This window comes from Streptomyces flavusporus, from assembly GCF_046267975.1.
GTDB classification, from domain to species: domain Bacteria; phylum Actinomycetota; class Actinomycetes; order Streptomycetales; family Streptomycetaceae; genus Streptomyces; species Streptomyces flavusporus.
Genome location: NZ_CP176503.1, coordinates 514,704 through 530,317, shown reverse-complemented (window position 1 = coordinate 530,317; position 15,614 = coordinate 514,704). Strand labels below are relative to the sequence as shown.

Here is a 15,614-nt window from a genome sequence, read left to right as displayed (position 1 = left end):
ATTCAACGTCGGAGCGCACACTGCATCCGGAGCGGGTGATGCCGAGGTCAGAGGGTCGGCGGCGGCCGAGGAGCGAGCACGAGCATCGTGACGTCGTCGCGTATGACCCGGCTGTGCCGCAGCAGGTCCGCCCACACCCGGTCCGTCAGGGCGGCGGGGTCGTGCTCGGCCAGGACGGTCAGCCGCTCGGTCAGCGGGTAGAAGGCGCCGGTCCGGTCACGGGCCTCGAGGACCCCGTCGGAGGCCAGGACCAGTGTGTCGCCGGGCTCCAGGAAGAGGGAGAGCGCGCCTTGCGGGGTGCCGTCGGCAAGGCCGAGACCGAGCGGCATCGACGGCTCGACCCCGATGTCCGTGGCCGTTCCCGCCCGCAGCAGCACCGGGGGCGGATGGCCGCACGTCACGATCCGCACCGAACGCGCGTCGCGGGAGAATTCGAGCAGCAGGGCGGTCGCGAACAGCTCGGCGTGCCGGGCGCTCGCCGAGTCCACCCGCAGCCGTCGGTCGAGGCGGCCGGCGACCGCCTCCAGATCCGGCTGATCGAGCACCGCCTCCCGGAAGGCGCCCAGCAGGGAGGCGACCGTGCCCACGGCCGCCAGACCATGCCCCTGGACGTCGCCCAGCACGGCGCGCACCCCGTACGGGCCGTCGCGCACGTCGTAGAAGTCACCGCCGACCAGCGTCCCGCGCTGCGCCGCCCGGTACAGGCCCCAGCAGCGCACCGGGCCGACCCCCTCGGGCAGCGGCGGCATCAGCGCCCGCTGTGCGGCCTCGGCGGTGGTGCGTTCGATGTCGAGCTGGGCGTCGCGGTGACTGCGGACGAAGGCCACGAACACGCTCATCGCGGAGACGAAGACGATGGTCCACAGGTCGGTGTCGCCGGGCCGGTTCAGCTGGAGGGCCGGAATGTGCAGCAGCGTGATCGTCAGCGCGCCGAGGACGGCGGTCCCCAGCGGTCCGTACGACAGGACGGCCAGCGGCGGGATGGCGCCCAGCAGGAAGCCGACGTCGAGGGCATCGTCGCTGAGACCCGTGGCCACGCCCACGCCCACGATCAGCGCGACCGGCAGCACCCGCACCCAGCGTGGCGGTGGCGCGCCCCTGAGCCAGCTCTGCCGGTCCCGGTGCCGGAGAGGTGACAGGACGGACGCCTTCTCCACACCACCACGCTGCTACGCCGGGTCGCGCGCCGCACGCCGAGCTGTGCCGGCGCCCCCACCGTCACACGGTGCCGAGCGATTCCTCGACCGAGGCGAGGACCTCGGTGACCCGCAGTCCGAACGCCGCGTCGCAGGGGTGCGGCCGGCCGGAGTCGGCGGCGGCGAGGAGGGCGTCGGCCGCGCGGGCGAACGCGGGAAGCGCCCCCTCGGAGCCCGCCGGAAGGGCCCTCACCCCCGCCGTGCCGCGCAGTTCTACGGCGGCCCCCGCCGCCGCGGGCGGAGCGGTGAGGCTGAGGGTCAGGGTGCTGGACGCGCCGGTGGCGTGGTTGAGGACCGCGTGAACGGTGTCCTCGGGACCGCGTGCCGCGGCCGCCACGCCGGTCACGTCTCCGAGGACCGGCAGCAGCACGGACAGGGCATGCGGACCGACGTCCCACAGGGCGCCCTTCTCCCGGCGCCACGGTGAGGCCGCGAACGGGCTGTCCCCGGAGAACACCGCGCCGAGCCACTGCGCCCGCGCCACGAACCAGCCGTCCCGTCCGGCCTGTTCGGTGATCCAGGCCTCGGGGGCGGACTGGAAGCGCGTGGTGAAGAACACGACCGAGGCGACACCGGCGCCGCGCGCCGCCTCGACCACGGCACGGCCGTCGTCGATCGTCGCGGCGACGGGCTTGTCCAGCAGCAGATGGCATCCCGCCCGGGCGGCACGCGCCGCGAGCTCCGCCTGTACCGCCGGCGGCAGCGCCACGGCGACGGCGTCCACCTCCGCGAGCAGGGCGTCGACGTCGTCGTAGGCGCGGGTGGAATGACGGTCGGCCAGTTCCTTCGCCGCCGCCGGACGGCGCCCCCACACGCCGACGAAGTCCAGTCCGTCGTGCGCGCCCAGGGCGGGGGCATGCACCATCTGCGCCCACGGGCCGGTGCCGAGCAGTCCGATACGCATACGGGTCGCCTCTCCAACGCTGCCGAACCTTGCGACGACCGGCGCCACGAGGCCGGCCGGGTGCGAGCCTGTCACACGAACGGCGGACACGAACACCAGGCCCGCCATCGACGGGCTCGAAGAGGCGCCCGGGCCGACCCGAGCCGCCACGGCTCCCCCCATTCAGCACTCCGGCCACTGAATCCGTTCGCTTTCCGCTATTGGACCGCCGGCCGCAAGCCCGGCCACGCTGGGACATCTCCCGTACGACCGCCCCCCGGCCGTACGGACTCCATCGGTTCTGCGCGACAGGCGAAAGAGGTCACGAACCCATGCACACTCGCCGCATCGGTGACGTCGAAGTCAGTGCGATCGGCCTGGGCGCCATGCCCATGTCGATCGAGGGCCGGCCGGACGAGGCACGTTCCCTCGCCACCGTCCACGCCGCCCTGGACGCCGGCGTGACGCTGATCGACACTGCCGACGCCTACCACCGGGACGCCGACGAGGTGGGTCACAACGAGACCCTGATCGCCAAGGCCCTCGCCACCCACGACCGGGGCAAGGACGTCCTGGTCGCCACCAAGGGCGGCCATCTGCGCCCCGGCGACGGCAGTTGGACGCTGGACGGCAGCCCCGCTCACCTCAAGGCGGCCTGCGAGGAGTCGCTGCGCCGGCTCGGCGTCGAGGCGATCGGCCTCTACCAGTTCCACCGCCCCGACCCCCGCGTGCCCTACGAGGAGTCCGTCGGCGCGATCCGCGACCTGCTGGACGAGGGCAAGATCCGTATGGCGGGCATCTCCAACGCGAACCCGGACCAGATCAGGCTGGCGGGCGACATCCTGGGCGGCCGACTGGTCTCCGTGCAGAACCAGTTCTCGCCCGCCTTCCGCTCCAGCGAGCCGGAGCTGCGTCTGTGCGACGAACTCGGCATCGCGTTCCTCCCCTGGAGTCCGCTCGGCGGTATCTCCCGGGCCGGCGAACTCGGCTCGGCCCACGCCCCGTTCGCGAGGATCGCCGACGCCCACGGGGTGAGCCCACAGCGCGTCTGCCTGGCCTGGATGCTCGCCAAGTCGCCGGTGGTCGTCCCCATTCCGGGGGCCAGCCGGCCGGAGACGATCCGCGACTCCGGCGCCGCACCCGGCCTCGTGCTCACCGCCGGGGAACTGGCGGAGCTGGACGCCGTCTGAGCTCCCTCCGGTGCGGGCCGGGCAGCCCATGCCGGGCCCGCACCGTGAACACCGGCCCTTCTTCCCCCGACGATTCGCGCATGGACTGGCACGGGGAGTCACGCACTCCCTAGGATGTATTACCTGTCAGGCCAGTCGAGTTGGCGCTCGGCACGAAGCAGGGGGATCGATGCACACCGGCAAGCCGCTGTCCACGGAGATCGACGCCAACGTGCCGACGGCCGCGCGCATGTACGACCACTACCTCGGCGGCAAGGACAACTACGCCGCGGACCGCGCGGCCTGCGAGGAACTCGACAAGGTCGTGCCCAGCACGCGCCGGCTCGCGGTGAACAACCGCCGTTTCCTCCAGCGCGTCGTCCGCACGCTCGCCGCGGAGTACGGCATCCGGCAGTTCCTCGACCACGGCTCCGGCCTGCCCACCCAGGACAACGTGCACCAGGTCGCGCAGCGCCACGACCCCACCGCGCACGTCGTCTATGTCGACAACGACCCCATGGTGCTGGTGCACGGCCGGGCCCTGCTGGAGCAGGACGAACGCACCTGCGTCATCCACGCCGACATGCGGGACACCGACGCGATCTTCTCGCACCCCGACACGCAGCGTCTGATCGACTTCTCGCAGCCGGTCGCCGTGCTGTTCAACTCGGTCTTCCACTGCATTCCCGACAGCGAGACCGACGGCCCGAAAGCGGTGGCCCGCCGGGTCGCCGAGCGGCTCGTACCGGGCAGCTACCTGGTGATGTGCCAGCTGGTCAGCGAGGACCCCGAGGTGCGTGCGTTCGTCACCGATTTCATGGACAAGGCGACGCAGGGGCACTGGGGCCGGGTGCGGCAGGAGAAGGACGTCGCGGAGTTGTTCGAGGGCCTGGAGATCCTCGAGCCGGGCCTGGTGGAGGTGTCCACCTGGCGCCCCGACTCCGAGGTGGTGCCCCGTCAGCTCACCCACGAGTGGATCGAGTTCGGCGGCGTCGGCCGCCTCCCGTAGTTCGTCCGGGGCATCCGGTGGCTCAGCCGACGGGGTAGCGACTCGCCATCGTCTCCCGGAGCAGTTCCAGGGAGGCGCGAGGCGTGAGCGCCTCGTCGGCCAGCCGGTCCAGGGCGACGCGGTACTCCTCCGTCTCGTCCCGGTCCTCGAGGAAGTTCGCGCTCCGGATGTGCTCCAGGTAGACGACGTCGGGCAGATCGAGGCCGTCGAAGCGGAGATAGGTGATCGGGATCGCCGGGGCCGACGCGTTGGTCACGTCCAACGGCACGATCTGCAGGCTGACATGGGGACGCTGGGCCATCTCGACCAGATGCTCGAGCTGCTCGCGCATCACCGCACGGCTGCCGAGCACGCGCAACAGCACGGACTCGTCGATGATCGCCCACAGTTGCGGAGCGTCCGCCCGGTGCAGCAACTGGGCCCGCCGGGTGCGCAGTTCGACCCGGCGCCGCACCTCGTGCGACGGCGCCACCGGCAGCCCGCGCTCCACGACCGCCCGGGTGTAGTCCGGGGTCTGCAGCAGGCCGGGCACGTACTGGATCTCGAACGTACGGATCGCGGCAGCCGCTTCCTGCAGCCCGACCAGCCGGTCGAACCACTCGGGCATCAGCCGCTTGTCGTAACGCTGCCACCAGCCGGGCTCCCCGGCCCGCCGGAGCAGCTGCAGCAGTACCGACGCCTCGTACTCCTCCGCGCCGTACAGCTTCAGCAGTGCGCGGACATCGCCCTCGGTCGGAGGCCTGCGGCCCTTGCCCGACTCGATGCGCGACAGCTTGGCGGGGCTGAATCCCAGGGCGCGCGCCGCCTGTTCCTGGGCCAGCCCGGCATCCTCGCGCAGGCCCGCCAGCTGGACGCCGACCAGCATCTTCAGCAGAGTCGGAGCGGGCTCCGCCCTGTCGAGATAGGGTCGGAGGCGGGACACGCGCTGTGGCTCGGCGGACATCCTGGCTCCCTGCAGACCGGCAGAAGTGACTATCACGCTATCGCACTTGGCCGGTCTGCAGCAGGCGGGACGGCTCACATCAGATGGTCGAACTCGCCTTCCTTGGCGCCGGCCAGGAACGCAGCCACCTCGGCTGTGGTGTACACGAGCGCAGGGCCGTCGGGATCACGGGAGTTGCGCATCGCGACGCCCCCGTCGCCCAGGGCGGCGACCTCGACGCAGTTGCCCTCGGCGTTGCTGTGCCGGCTCTTGATCCACCGGGCGTCCAACGAACTCGCCCGCACTCCGTTCGGCATCACTGGCACCGCGACCTCCCTCAGTTCACGTTGCTGACTCCCTACCCGGATTCTCGCGCAATTTCTCGTGCAATTGCACGGAGGTGGGGTAGGTGTGGATAATAGCTACGACGTCAACCCACATGGGGGCGCCCGATCATGACGCCGCATCAGGGAAAAGGCCAGGTCGTCGACCTGCCACCCGTACCGACATGACTGCCGCGGAAAGGCCCGACGCCATGCGCACCGCTTCGACGGGACAGCAGAGCACCGAGCGCACAGACCGCGAAACGCGGCCGGTGGGAGCTCCCCGCGCCACGCCCCTGAGAGCGCTGGGCGAGGTGCCGTGGCAGGAGATCCGGGACTCCACCGGCTGCGCGGCCGGCATCCCGCTGCTGCTCAACAAAATCGCCTGGGGCGGCGCCGACACCGCCGGGGCGGCACTCGACGAACTGCGCGACCGTGTCTGCCAGTACGGCTTCGTGGTGGAGCAGGCGACGGCCGCGACGGTCCCCTTCCTGTGGGAACTTGCCCAGCTTCCCCATGTGACCTGCCGCGCCCGGATCATCGAGCTGCTGAAGAACATCGCCGACGCCCGGCAGTGGGAGAACACCGCGACGGCGTATCCCAAGCTGCTCAACCACCGTGAGAACCACGTGGTCTGGGAGCGTGCCGCCCGTCAGGCCGTCCGTGCCCGGCGGGGCGTCGTCCGGCAGCTCCAGGCCGAGCAGGACGCCGAGATCGCCCGCGCGTCCACCGAACTCGCCCGGTCCCTCGGCGAGTAGCGGCCCCATCCATACGGCGTGTTGGCGCCGCTCGTCGGTCTCACGCTGCGGACGCTCCGACATTCCTGCCGTCACCTGGTGTACCCCTGGCCGAACGGGGCAGAAAGCGCTTCCTGCCTCCTTGACCCGGCTGACGGAGAGGACCACCGCGGATGGCGTCGTCGCATGAGAGACCGCTCGACCACCGCTACCGGGGCGAACACCCGATACGCACCCTCGCCTACCTGTTCCACACCGACCGATGGCGACTGGCCGCCGCGGTCGGCGTCTTCACGGTCAAGCACAGCCCGGTCTGGCTGCTGCCGCTGATCACCGCGTCCATCATCGACACCGTCGTCCAGCACCAGCCGATCAGCAGGCTCTGGACCAGCATCGGGATCATCATGTTCATCCTGGTGGTCAACTACCCGCTGCACGTGCTGTACGTCCGCCTCCTGTACGGCAGCGTGCGCCGCATGGGCACCGACCTGCGCTCCGCGCTCTGCACCCGGATGCAGCAGCTCTCCATCGGCTACCACTCCCGGGTCAGCGCCGGAGTGCTGCAGGCCAAGGTGGTGCGCGACGTCGAGACCGTCGAGCAGATGGTGCAACAGACCGCCGAAACGGGACTCGGCGCGATCACCGTCCTCACCGGAGGACTCGTCATCATCGCCATCCGCACCCCCGAGTTCGTCCCCGTCTTCCTCGTCGTCGTGCCCGCCGCCGCACTCCTCGTGGCCCGCCTCAGGGCCCGGCTGCGCACCCACAACGAGCACTTCCGCCACGAGGTCGAGACGCTCTCCTCGCGCGTGACGGAGATGACCCGCCTGATCCCGGTGACCCGCGCGCACGGCCTGGAGGGCAAGGCGCTGCGCCGCATGGACGGCACCCTGCGCCGGCTGCTGACCTCAGGGATGCGCCTGGACCTGGTCAACGGCCGGTTCGGCTCACTCGCCTGGGTGGTCCTCAACGTGGTCGGTGTCCTCGTTCTCGCCGGCGCCGCGCTGATCTCGTACTACGACGTGTGGGGCGTCACCGCCGGCGATGTCGTCATGCTCAGCGCCTTCCTGACCACCCTCACCAACTCCACGACGACACTCACCGGCCTGGCGCCGGTCATCACCAAGGGCCTCGAATCCGTCCGCTCGGTCGGTGAGGTGCTCCAGGCTCCCGAGCTCGAGGACAACGAGGGCAAGGCCGAACTCACCGCGCTGCGCGGCGCCGTCACCTTCGACGGCGTCTCTCACGCGTACGAGGACGGCGGACGGCCCGCCGTACGCGACTTCAGCCTCTCGGTGGCACCGGGCGAGACGATCGCCCTGGTGGGCGCGTCCGGCGCCGGCAAGTCCACCGTGCTCAACCTCGTCATCGGCTTCGTCCGCCCCACCGCGGGCCGGCTGCTGCTCGACGGGACCGACATGAACACCCTCGACCTGCGCACCTACCGGCGCTTCGTGTCGGTCGTGCCGCAGGAGTCGATCCTCTTCGACGGCACCGTCCGTGAGAACGTCGCCTACGGGATGGACGACGCCGACGAGGAGACGGTCCGGGCAGCGCTGCGGGACGCCAACGCGCTGGAGTTCGTCGACGGGCTGCCGCAGGGACTCGACACCCTGGTCGGCGAGCGCGGGGCGCGGCTGTCCGGCGGGCAGCGGCAGCGGCTGGCCATCGCCCGTGCCCTGATCAGGGATCCCAGGGTGCTGGTGCTGGACGAGGCGACCTCGGCGCTGGACACCCGTTCCGAGGCGCTCGTCCAGCAGGCCCTCGCCCGGCTGCTGCACGGACGCACCACGTTCGTGGTCGCGCACCGGCTGTCCACCGTGCGGGGCGCGGACCGGATCGTGGTGATGGCCGACGGCCGCATCCAGGAGATCGGCACGCACGAGGAACTGCTGCGCCGGGGCGGCGCCTACGCGGCACTGCACAGCGGCCAGGCCGCCTGACCGTCCGACGGAAGAGCCGGACACCTGTGCGGTGGGCGACGGTTTTGCGTCAAATGGGTGCCGGGCACCCAAGAAGACGAATGGTCCGGCTCCGTCCGGGCATACGGTGCGCAAAAGTCGAGAGAGGGGCGCCCCGTGCTTGTTCCGGACCCGAAGGTCGTCAGGAGGCTGCTGACCAGGTACGCATCGCTGCGCATCGCTCAGGCGGAGAGGGAGACGCCGACGAGGGCACGGGAGTTGGCGGACGTCAGTCACACCCTGTGCGTCCTGACGGGCACGACCGGCATCCACGAGGCGATCGCCCGGGCGGACGCCCTGCTGGCCGGCGGGAACGCGCCGGACCCGGACGGGGAGAGCGGTCTGTCGCTGGCCGGGTGACGCCGTCCGCGGGGTCGCTCGTAGCGGTCAAGGAACCCTGGTGCCCGTGCCGTTGACCCGGTTCGGCCGGTCCGCGGCGGGCCGGGCCAGCCACTCCGCGATGGTGCGGGCGATCGGCTGGCCCGTGTCCACCTCCACGAAGCCGAACTGTCCGGACTGGTTGCACTCCAGGAACCACCACGTCCCGTCGGTGTCCTCCACGAAGTCGAAGGCGCCGTAGGACAGTTCCGCGTCCCGGAGGTATGTACGGACGCCGTCCACGATCCGTGCGGGGACGTCGGAGGGGCGCCAGGGCCGGTCGTCCGTGGCGAAGCGGACGTCGACCTCGTCCGGGGCGGCGTCGGGGGCGGTCGCCTTGCGGGCGGCCAGCATCCGCTCGCCGACCACGGTGAGCCGGATGTCGGCCCGCTTGGCGATCCGCCGTTGCAGCAGGGTCGGGCCGAAGGCGACCGCGGCGAAGTCGGTGTCCGGTGCCACTCGGCTGGTCGGCACCGCCCTCGGCGGCTCCTGAGGATGCGCGCCGGAGACGGGTTTGACGACGAGGTCGGGGAAGCGTTCGGCGAAATCCCGGGCGGCCTGCGGGAAGGTCGTGATCAGTGTGGCCGGCACGGGCAGTCCGCTGCGCTGGGCGAGGCGGAGCTGCCAGGGCTTGTACCGGGCGCGGCGGGCCGCGTCCGGATGGTTCATCCAGCGGGCGGTGGAACTGCGCAGCATGCCGTACAGCGCCTGCGAGGACTCCTCGGTGAGCCACGCGGACGGCTCGGCCACCCGCGTGGCGGGAGTTCCCGGCCGGCGCACCCACACGGACCGCAGCCCGTCCATGCTCACCAGCCGGCCCGCGGACCACAGATGCCCGCGGAAGGCACCGTGCACATACTCGCCCGACAGTGCGGCGCCGCCGGTCAGGTCGGCGGGATCGAGGCGGACCACCGGGACTCCGGACGCGTTCAGGTGGACGACCACCATGTCCGCCGTCACATCCTGGTCACCGGTCAGGATCAGTACGGTCATCGTCGACGGTCCGTGTTCAGTCGTCGAAGTGCGTCTTCGAGCCCGCGGTGGACGTCGTGGTCCCCAGCTCTCTGAGCAACGCGAGATCGGTGGCGGCGATCCGGCCGTCGAACAGCACGTTCAACTGCAGGCCGGGATCGTAGGCGTACGGAGTGGCGACCTCCAACTCCGCCGTCGGGCGTGCGTAGTTGAGCGCGAACGGTTGCATCGTCTCTCCCTCTTCGGTGCTGCCTCGGCCAGGCGTCGGCCTGCCGTGTCGTCGCTTGGCCCGTGGATCTCCGGGGCTTTCCATGGACTTATACGAATCGAACGGGTGATTGGTTTCCTTACGCTCCGTAGTGGCGGGCGAGTTGGCCGCTCTGAACCTGAGACGGAGGACGGCGCCTTCCGGTTGACTGGTCGTGATGCACGGCACGGCGCACCTCGGGCGGCCGGGGGAGCACATGGGGGTGACGGCGGGCGCGGGCCAGGCGTCGCCCTGAGCGGCCGCAACGGGGCGTGGATCTGTCGTGGAACGCGGGCAGTTGGAGGTCAGGCGGGGTCGACCGGGCGTCGTGCCGGGACGGTGCGGTGGTCTCGTGCGGTCACGGGCGTGCGCAGTGTGCGCAGGGCCAGGAGCAGTGCGCCGACGTCGTCGAGGTACACCGGATCGGGCAGCAGGTCGGCCGGGAGCACGAAGTACAGGACGGCCCCCCAGAACACCCAGGGCGGCCCGGTCGGCAGCCCGGCGCGCCGCAGTCCGCGCCGGGCCCGGACCAGCCGCACCAGCAGCCCGACGGCCGCGGCGAGCACGACGGCGAGGATCACGGCGATGACGGCGAGCACTGCTGTGGTGGAATCCACGGGCCCTCCTCGGTCCGGTGCGCCGCCGGTGGACGCGCCCTTCCTTGAATTCCCGGATTCCGCCCTGATATTGCCTCCGTTATGCCGTTTGTGACCTATCGGCACACCCCGTACGACTATGCCGGTGACCGGAGTGAGCCTGTGACTGCTCCTCAGCCGTCAGAACCGCCCTCGGCACCGTCTGATTCCGCGGACGACGCCGGACGCCGGAACTTCGCGGTCGCCTTGAAACGTCCGAAAGAGCGCGTCAACTGCTGGAGCGGGGAACCGGAGGACACCTCCTGCGGCGGTTCCGGCAGCGCGGCGGACGACTCACGGTACACGGCCAGCGCCTCGTGGGCCCGCTCGGCGGCCTCCCGGTACAGGTCCCGGGACCTGGTCATCGCCTCCAGGGCCTCGGCGTACATGGCCACCAGCGCCCGCTCGCGGGCGAGCTCCTCCTCCAGGGTCAGCAGGTGCCAGTCCTCCCGCAGCGCGGTGAGGACGCCGTCGGCACCCTCCGGCAGCGGCCGCGGCGAGGCGACGTAACGGGTCAGCGCGTCGATGAGCTCGCTCGGTTCGCTGCCGTCCAGGAAGACGCTGCGCACGGAGCAGGCGTCGCTGTCGTAGTCGTCCGGGGCCGGCGAGCCGGGCAGCACCACGGCTCCGCCGCGCGGCACCTGCACACCGAACTCGCGCAGGGCCCAGTTCACGGCCCGCAGCTGGTGCGGCGCGGCGCGGTGCTCCACCACACGGTGCCGCAGACCCGGCGGCAGCAGCCGGGCCAGCGGCAGACGTCCCAGCGCGTCGGGCGTCATGGCCTCGTGGACGACGACGTGGACCGACCACGCGCTGCGCGCGGCTGCCCTGAGCACGCGCCGCAGGTCCTTGTCGTCCGGGGGCAGCGGGTTGATGTCCCGCAGGCGCAGATCGGCGTCGGCCTCGTGGTCCCAGGCGGCGTCGGGATCGTCCGGCCAGAACATGGTCGTGGGGGACGGCCACCGCAGGTCCCACGGACGCTCCGCCTCCGCCGCCAGCACCCACTCCTGCCCGGCGGCCGAGCCGTGGGCGAGGGCCAGCCTGGCCCGCACGGTCACCGTCCCGTCCACCTCCCAGCGGGCCTCGAAGACGCGTTCGAGGGTGCCCTCGGGCTCGGGCAGCTCCAGATGGTCGCGGATGACGCCGCGATCCTTGAGGTGCTGGAGGTTGGGTCGGAGGACGTCTTCCGCGGCGGGGCCGACGTGGCGGCCGCGAGCCAGCCAGACCGTGGGGGGAGTCATGGGGCGGACGGTGGTGGAGGGCATGGGTCCATCTGTGAACGGGGGCGTGGTGCGACTGCCAGTATCGTCGCTGCAGGTGGCCGGGATCATCCCGGGGGTCACCAGGAACGGCCGTGTCGAGGACGGCGGCCGTCCGCCTGCGGCCGGGTGCGTCGTCGGCGATCGTGGGCAGGAGGACATCGGCCGACCGTACTGCGACAAGGAGTGGCCCGTGAACGTGGACCTCGGTGGGCGAACCGCGCTGGTGACCGGCTCCTCCCAGGGCATCGGAGCGGCGATCGCCGTGGGACTGGCCCGCGCCGGAGCGCGCGTGGGCGTCAACGGACGCAACGCCGAACGCCTCGAACGGAGCATCGAGAAACTGCGGGCCGAGGCGCCGGAGGGAGACTTCGTGCCCGTCGCGGCGGACCTGGGCACCGAGGCGGGCGCCGCGCGTGCGGTGGAGACGCTGCCCGACGTGGACATCCTGGTCAACAACCTCGGCATCTTCGGGTCGACGCCAGCCCTGGACATCACCGACGACGAGTGGCGCCGCTACTTCGAGATCAACGTGCTGTCGGGTGTCCGGCTGACCCGCTCGTACCTCCCACGGATGATGCGGCAGGGGTGGGGCCGGGTGCTGAACATCGCGAGCGACTCGGCCGTCGTGATCCCCGCCGAGATGATCCACTACGGGATGTCGAAGACCGCCCTGCTCGCGGTGAGCCGCGGTTTCGCGAAGGAGGCGGCCGGCAGCGGTGTCACGGTGAACTCCGTCATCGCCGGTCCCACCCACACCGAGGGCGTCGAGGACTTCGTCTACCAGCTGGTGGACCGCGACCTGCCCTGGGAGGAGGCGCAGCGCGCGTTCATGCGGGACCACCGCCCGCAGTCACTGCTCCAGCGCCTCATCGAGCCCGAGGAGATCGCGAACCTCGTGGTGTATCTGAGCTCCCCGCTGGCGTCCGCCACGACCGGTGCCGCCGTGCGTGTCGACGGAGGATACGTCGACTCGATCCTGCCGTAGACACGGACAGGCCGCTCACCAGCCGGTCCACAGCAGGTGGTTGACGAGCAACGCGACCACGGCCTGGGCCGCCAGCCAGATGCGGGGGCGGGGCAGGAACGCGCAGGCGGCGAGGAGCCAGAGGGCGAAGGGCAGCCAGATACGCTCCGTCTCCGCCTTGCTCATCCCGGAAAGGTCGGCGGCGAGCAGGGCGAGAAAGGCGCCGAGCAGAAGCACCGCCAGGCGACCCTCGGCGACCGGCTCCTCCGCGTCACCCGGCCGGCTCAGCAGACGGCGGCGCTGCCCGACGAGCGTGCCGCCCGCCCGTGACAGCCCCGCCACCGTCGCGAGGCCCACGACGAGGACGGTGCACGCCGGGTTGGCCCACACCCAGTACCCGTACGGCCGTACGCCCCCGGCACCCTGGTTGTAGCGCTCGACCAGCAGGTGGTACGCCTCCCAGTAGTTGAACCCCGCAAGGGTGAAGACCAGCGGGAACACGGCCAGCCCGGCCAGGAGCGGCAGCAGTACCGCGCGCCGGTTCCGGCCGAGGACGAGCACCCCCAGACCGATGATCCCGATCAGTGTGAGCCCGTACGACAGATAGCAGGTCAGCCCGAACAGCAGTCCCGCCCCGCCCGCCGCGATCCGCGACCGAGCCCCCGGCCGCCTCGTCACCGCAAGCGCCAGCAGCGCCACCGACCAGGCGGCGACCGCGGTGAAGTACCCGTCGGCCGACGTGCCCATCCACACCGCGCCCGGCGCCAGCACCACAAACGGCGCCGCCCGCCGCGCCAGCTCCTCCCCGGTCAGCACCCGCACCGTCACCAGCACGGCCGTCACCGCCGTGGCCCCGACGGTGATGCACCAGACCCCGGCCCAGGCCCCGCCGCCGAGGCCGATCCGGTCGAGCAGGACGAAGGTGAGCGTGGCCGCCGGAGGGTGCCCGGCGATGTGCGCGGGCCAGTGGTCGGGGCCCTGGATCACGATGTACTCGGTGAAGTCCCGCACAGTGGCGGGGATGTCCTGGAAGCGGTCGATGACCTGGAGATACTCGTACCGCGTGGTGAGCCGCTGCGCGACACCCCGGTGCCAGCCGTCGATCAGGGCCAGCGACCAGGTCCAGGCCATGGCGGTGCCGCAGGTCACGGCCAGGAGCGCACGCCACGGCAGCCGCGCGGCGAGCCCCGGCCCGTACGCCACCACGGCGATCGCCACCACGACCGCGGCCGGGGTGCCCGGGCCCACGTGCGGGCCCCAGAAGGCGAGCAGCGGAGGCCAGTTGACGAACAGCGTGCCGTCGGTGTCCTCGATGTGGCGGCCGATCAGGATCGCCGCGACGACGAGCAGGACAGCGGCCAGGGCGGCTCCCAGGTCACGGAGAGGAGAGCGGATCACACGCAGGACGCTAGGCCGCCGACGCACCCACCAGGGCGTCCTGCGCCCTGATGTCAGCGTTTCGTCATGGGTTGCGCGGTGTCTTCGGGCGGGCCGCGACCTACCGTCGAATCATGCGCGACCAACGGCTTCCCTCGTCGCCCGGCTTCTGGCGCAGCCCCCTGCGCGGCCCCCGGTTCACCGCCGTCTTCGGCGTCGTGCTGCTGGTCGGCATCACCCTGCTGTTCGTGACCGGCCTGCTGTCGTACGCCGCCTACAACCCCGACCTGTCGCCGGTCAACGACCAGACGCCGGACAAGGGGATCCTCGGTTTCTACCTCTTCTCCTGGCCGACAGACCCGCCCTGGCTGTACCGGCTCACCCAGGGCGTCCACGTCACCCTGGGGCTCACCCTCATCCCCGTCCTGCTCGCCAAGCTGTGGTCGGTCGTGCCCAGGCTGTTCGCGCTGCCGCCGGCCCGTTCGGTGGCGCACGCACTGGAGCGGATCTCGCTGATCCTGCTGGTCGGGGGCGCCCTGTTCCAGTTCACGACCGGCGTGCTCAACGTCCAGGTGGACTACGTCTTCCCCGGCTCGTTCTACACGCTGCACTTCTACGGCGCCTGGGTGTTCTTCGCCGCGTTCGTCGTGCACGCCGCCCTGAAGCTCCCCACGGCCGTGCGCAATCTGCGCCGGCTGCGCGCGGAGGAGGGCGATCTGGTGTCCCCGCGGCCGGCCGAGCCGACCGTGACCCGCCGTGGCGCCTTCGGTCTGGTCGGAGGAGCCTCGCTGCTGATGTTCGCGACGACGGCGGGCCGCAGCTTCGACGGGCCGCTGCGCGAGACCGCCGTCCTCGCACCGCGCGGGGGACCCCAACCGGGCAGCGGCCCCGGGGGCTTCCAGATCAACAAGACGGCCGCGTACGCCGGAATCGATCGCCGGGAGACGGGTGACGAGGCGTGGCGGCTGGTCGTCACCGGCCGCTCCGGCGTCGTCCGGCTGAGCCGGGGCGAGCTGCTGGGTCTCCCGCTGCACAGCGCCGCGCTGCCGATCGCCTGTGTGGAGGGCTGGTCGACCTCCGACCAGTGGTGGCGCGGCGTACGGCTGCGGGACCTCGCGGCCCTCGTCGGCCACGACGAGCCGACCGACGTGCTGGTGGAGTCCCTCCAACGGCACGGCGCCTTCCGCCGGGCCGCGATGCGCGCCAACCAGGTGGCCGACCCGCGCTCCCTGCTCGCCCTGGACGTCAACGGCGAGCCGCTGACCCTCGACCACGGCTACCCGGCCCGGATCATCGTGCCCGCCGCGCCGGGCGTGCTGAACACCAAGTGGGTGGCACGGCTGACGTTCGGAGACCTGTGATGCGCCGCCCCACCCTCGTCCGCCCGCACCTCGACCTCGGCAGCCCGCTGCAACTGCTGCTGCTCGCCGCTTCGTTCGCGCTCGCCGGATACGCGGGTGTGCGGCTGCTCGCGGGCGACTGGTTGCGGGTGGCGCTGTGGTTCGTGGGCGCGGCCCTCGTCCACGACCTGCTGCTCCTGCCGCTGTACGCGGCCGCGGACCGGGCGGTCACCGGCGCG

The 15,614-nt window shown here is 71.7% G+C and carries 16 protein-coding genes; 7 read left to right on the top strand and 9 right to left on the bottom strand.

Annotated features, from left to right (window positions below; all coding sequences use genetic code 11):
* Positions 1–47: 47 nt before the first annotated feature.
* Both ACKTSN_RS02735 and ACKTSN_RS02730 read right to left on the bottom strand, forming a co-directional pair.
* Entirely contained in the window at positions 48–1,157 is a 1,110-nt protein-coding gene (locus tag ACKTSN_RS02735; RefSeq protein WP_409467602.1) for a PP2C family protein-serine/threonine phosphatase, read from the bottom strand.
* 61 nt (positions 1,158–1,218) lie between these two features.
* Complete coding sequence (locus ACKTSN_RS02730) at positions 1,219–2,100, bottom strand: Gfo/Idh/MocA family protein (protein ID WP_409467601.1); 882 nt, start codon at positions 2,098–2,100, stop codon at positions 1,219–1,221.
* 311 nt (positions 2,101–2,411) lie between these two features.
* On the opposite strand from ACKTSN_RS02730, the gene ACKTSN_RS02725 reads away from it, so the two are divergent.
* Both ACKTSN_RS02725 and ACKTSN_RS02720 read left to right on the top strand, forming a co-directional pair.
* Positions 2,412–3,269, top strand: a complete 858-nt coding sequence (locus tag ACKTSN_RS02725; protein ID WP_409467600.1) for an aldo/keto reductase — start codon at positions 2,412–2,414, stop codon at positions 3,267–3,269.
* Between the two features lie 169 nt (positions 3,270–3,438).
* On the top strand, positions 3,439–4,257 hold the full coding sequence (locus ACKTSN_RS02720) for an SAM-dependent methyltransferase (protein ID WP_409467599.1): 819 nt from the start codon (positions 3,439–3,441) through the stop codon (positions 4,255–4,257).
* Between the two features lie 22 nt (positions 4,258–4,279).
* On the opposite strand, the gene ACKTSN_RS02715 is transcribed toward ACKTSN_RS02720, so the two are convergent.
* Entirely contained in the window at positions 4,280–5,200 is a 921-nt protein-coding gene (locus tag ACKTSN_RS02715; RefSeq protein ID WP_409467598.1) for a helix-turn-helix domain-containing protein, read from the bottom strand.
* A gap of 74 nt (positions 5,201–5,274) precedes the next feature.
* Complete coding sequence (locus ACKTSN_RS02710; protein WP_409467597.1) at positions 5,275–5,496, bottom strand: DUF397 domain-containing protein; 222 nt, start codon at positions 5,494–5,496, stop codon at positions 5,275–5,277.
* Between the two features lie 218 nt (positions 5,497–5,714).
* Here ACKTSN_RS02710 and ACKTSN_RS02705 point away from each other — a divergent pair, with 218 nt between their 5' ends.
* The 3 genes from ACKTSN_RS02705 to ACKTSN_RS02695 all read left to right on the top strand — a co-directional run bounded on the left by ACKTSN_RS02705 (position 5,715) and on the right by ACKTSN_RS02695 (position 8,560).
* On the top strand, positions 5,715–6,260 hold the full coding sequence (locus tag ACKTSN_RS02705; RefSeq protein WP_409474717.1) for a hypothetical protein: 546 nt from the start codon (positions 5,715–5,717) through the stop codon (positions 6,258–6,260).
* A gap of 152 nt (positions 6,261–6,412) precedes the next feature.
* Positions 6,413–8,182 (top strand): ABC transporter ATP-binding protein, encoded by a 1,770-nt coding sequence (locus ACKTSN_RS02700; protein WP_409467596.1) that lies wholly within the window; start codon positions 6,413–6,415, stop codon positions 8,180–8,182.
* A gap of 135 nt (positions 8,183–8,317) precedes the next feature.
* Positions 8,318–8,560, top strand: coding sequence for a DUF5133 domain-containing protein (locus tag ACKTSN_RS02695; RefSeq protein ID WP_409467595.1), 243 nt, complete (start codon positions 8,318–8,320; stop codon positions 8,558–8,560).
* A gap of 27 nt (positions 8,561–8,587) precedes the next feature.
* Here the strand turns inward: ACKTSN_RS02695 and tgmB are convergent, their stop codons facing one another.
* The 4 genes from tgmB to ACKTSN_RS02675 form a co-directional block, all read right to left on the bottom strand.
* The gene (gene tgmB, locus ACKTSN_RS02690; protein ID WP_409467594.1) at positions 8,588–9,571 is read right to left on the bottom strand and encodes an ATP-grasp ribosomal peptide maturase; all 984 of its coding nucleotides are present in this window, start codon (positions 9,569–9,571) and stop codon (positions 8,588–8,590) included.
* 16 nt (positions 9,572–9,587) lie between these two features.
* Positions 9,588–9,779: a putative ATP-grasp-modified RiPP gene (tgmA, locus tag ACKTSN_RS02685; protein WP_409467593.1), complete on the bottom strand. Its 192-nt coding sequence runs from the start codon at positions 9,777–9,779 to the stop codon at positions 9,588–9,590.
* Between the two features lie 323 nt (positions 9,780–10,102).
* Positions 10,103–10,414, bottom strand: coding sequence for a hypothetical protein (locus ACKTSN_RS02680; protein WP_409467592.1), 312 nt, complete (start codon positions 10,412–10,414; stop codon positions 10,103–10,105).
* 152 nt (positions 10,415–10,566) lie between these two features.
* Positions 10,567–11,697, bottom strand: a complete 1,131-nt coding sequence (locus ACKTSN_RS02675) for a hypothetical protein (protein WP_409467591.1) — start codon at positions 11,695–11,697, stop codon at positions 10,567–10,569.
* 187 nt (positions 11,698–11,884) lie between these two features.
* On the opposite strand from ACKTSN_RS02675, the gene ACKTSN_RS02670 reads away from it, so the two are divergent.
* On the top strand, positions 11,885–12,679 hold the full coding sequence (locus tag ACKTSN_RS02670) for an SDR family NAD(P)-dependent oxidoreductase (RefSeq protein WP_409474716.1): 795 nt from the start codon (positions 11,885–11,887) through the stop codon (positions 12,677–12,679).
* A gap of 15 nt (positions 12,680–12,694) precedes the next feature.
* On the opposite strand, the gene ACKTSN_RS02665 is transcribed toward ACKTSN_RS02670, so the two are convergent.
* Complete coding sequence (locus ACKTSN_RS02665; protein WP_409467590.1) at positions 12,695–14,056, bottom strand: hypothetical protein; 1,362 nt, start codon at positions 14,054–14,056, stop codon at positions 12,695–12,697.
* 113 nt (positions 14,057–14,169) lie between these two features.
* Here ACKTSN_RS02665 and ACKTSN_RS02660 point away from each other — a divergent pair, with 113 nt between their 5' ends.
* Positions 14,170–15,396 (top strand): molybdopterin-dependent oxidoreductase, encoded by a 1,227-nt coding sequence (locus ACKTSN_RS02660; protein WP_409467589.1) that lies wholly within the window; start codon positions 14,170–14,172, stop codon positions 15,394–15,396.
* The last annotated feature ends 218 nt before the right edge of the window (positions 15,397–15,614 follow it).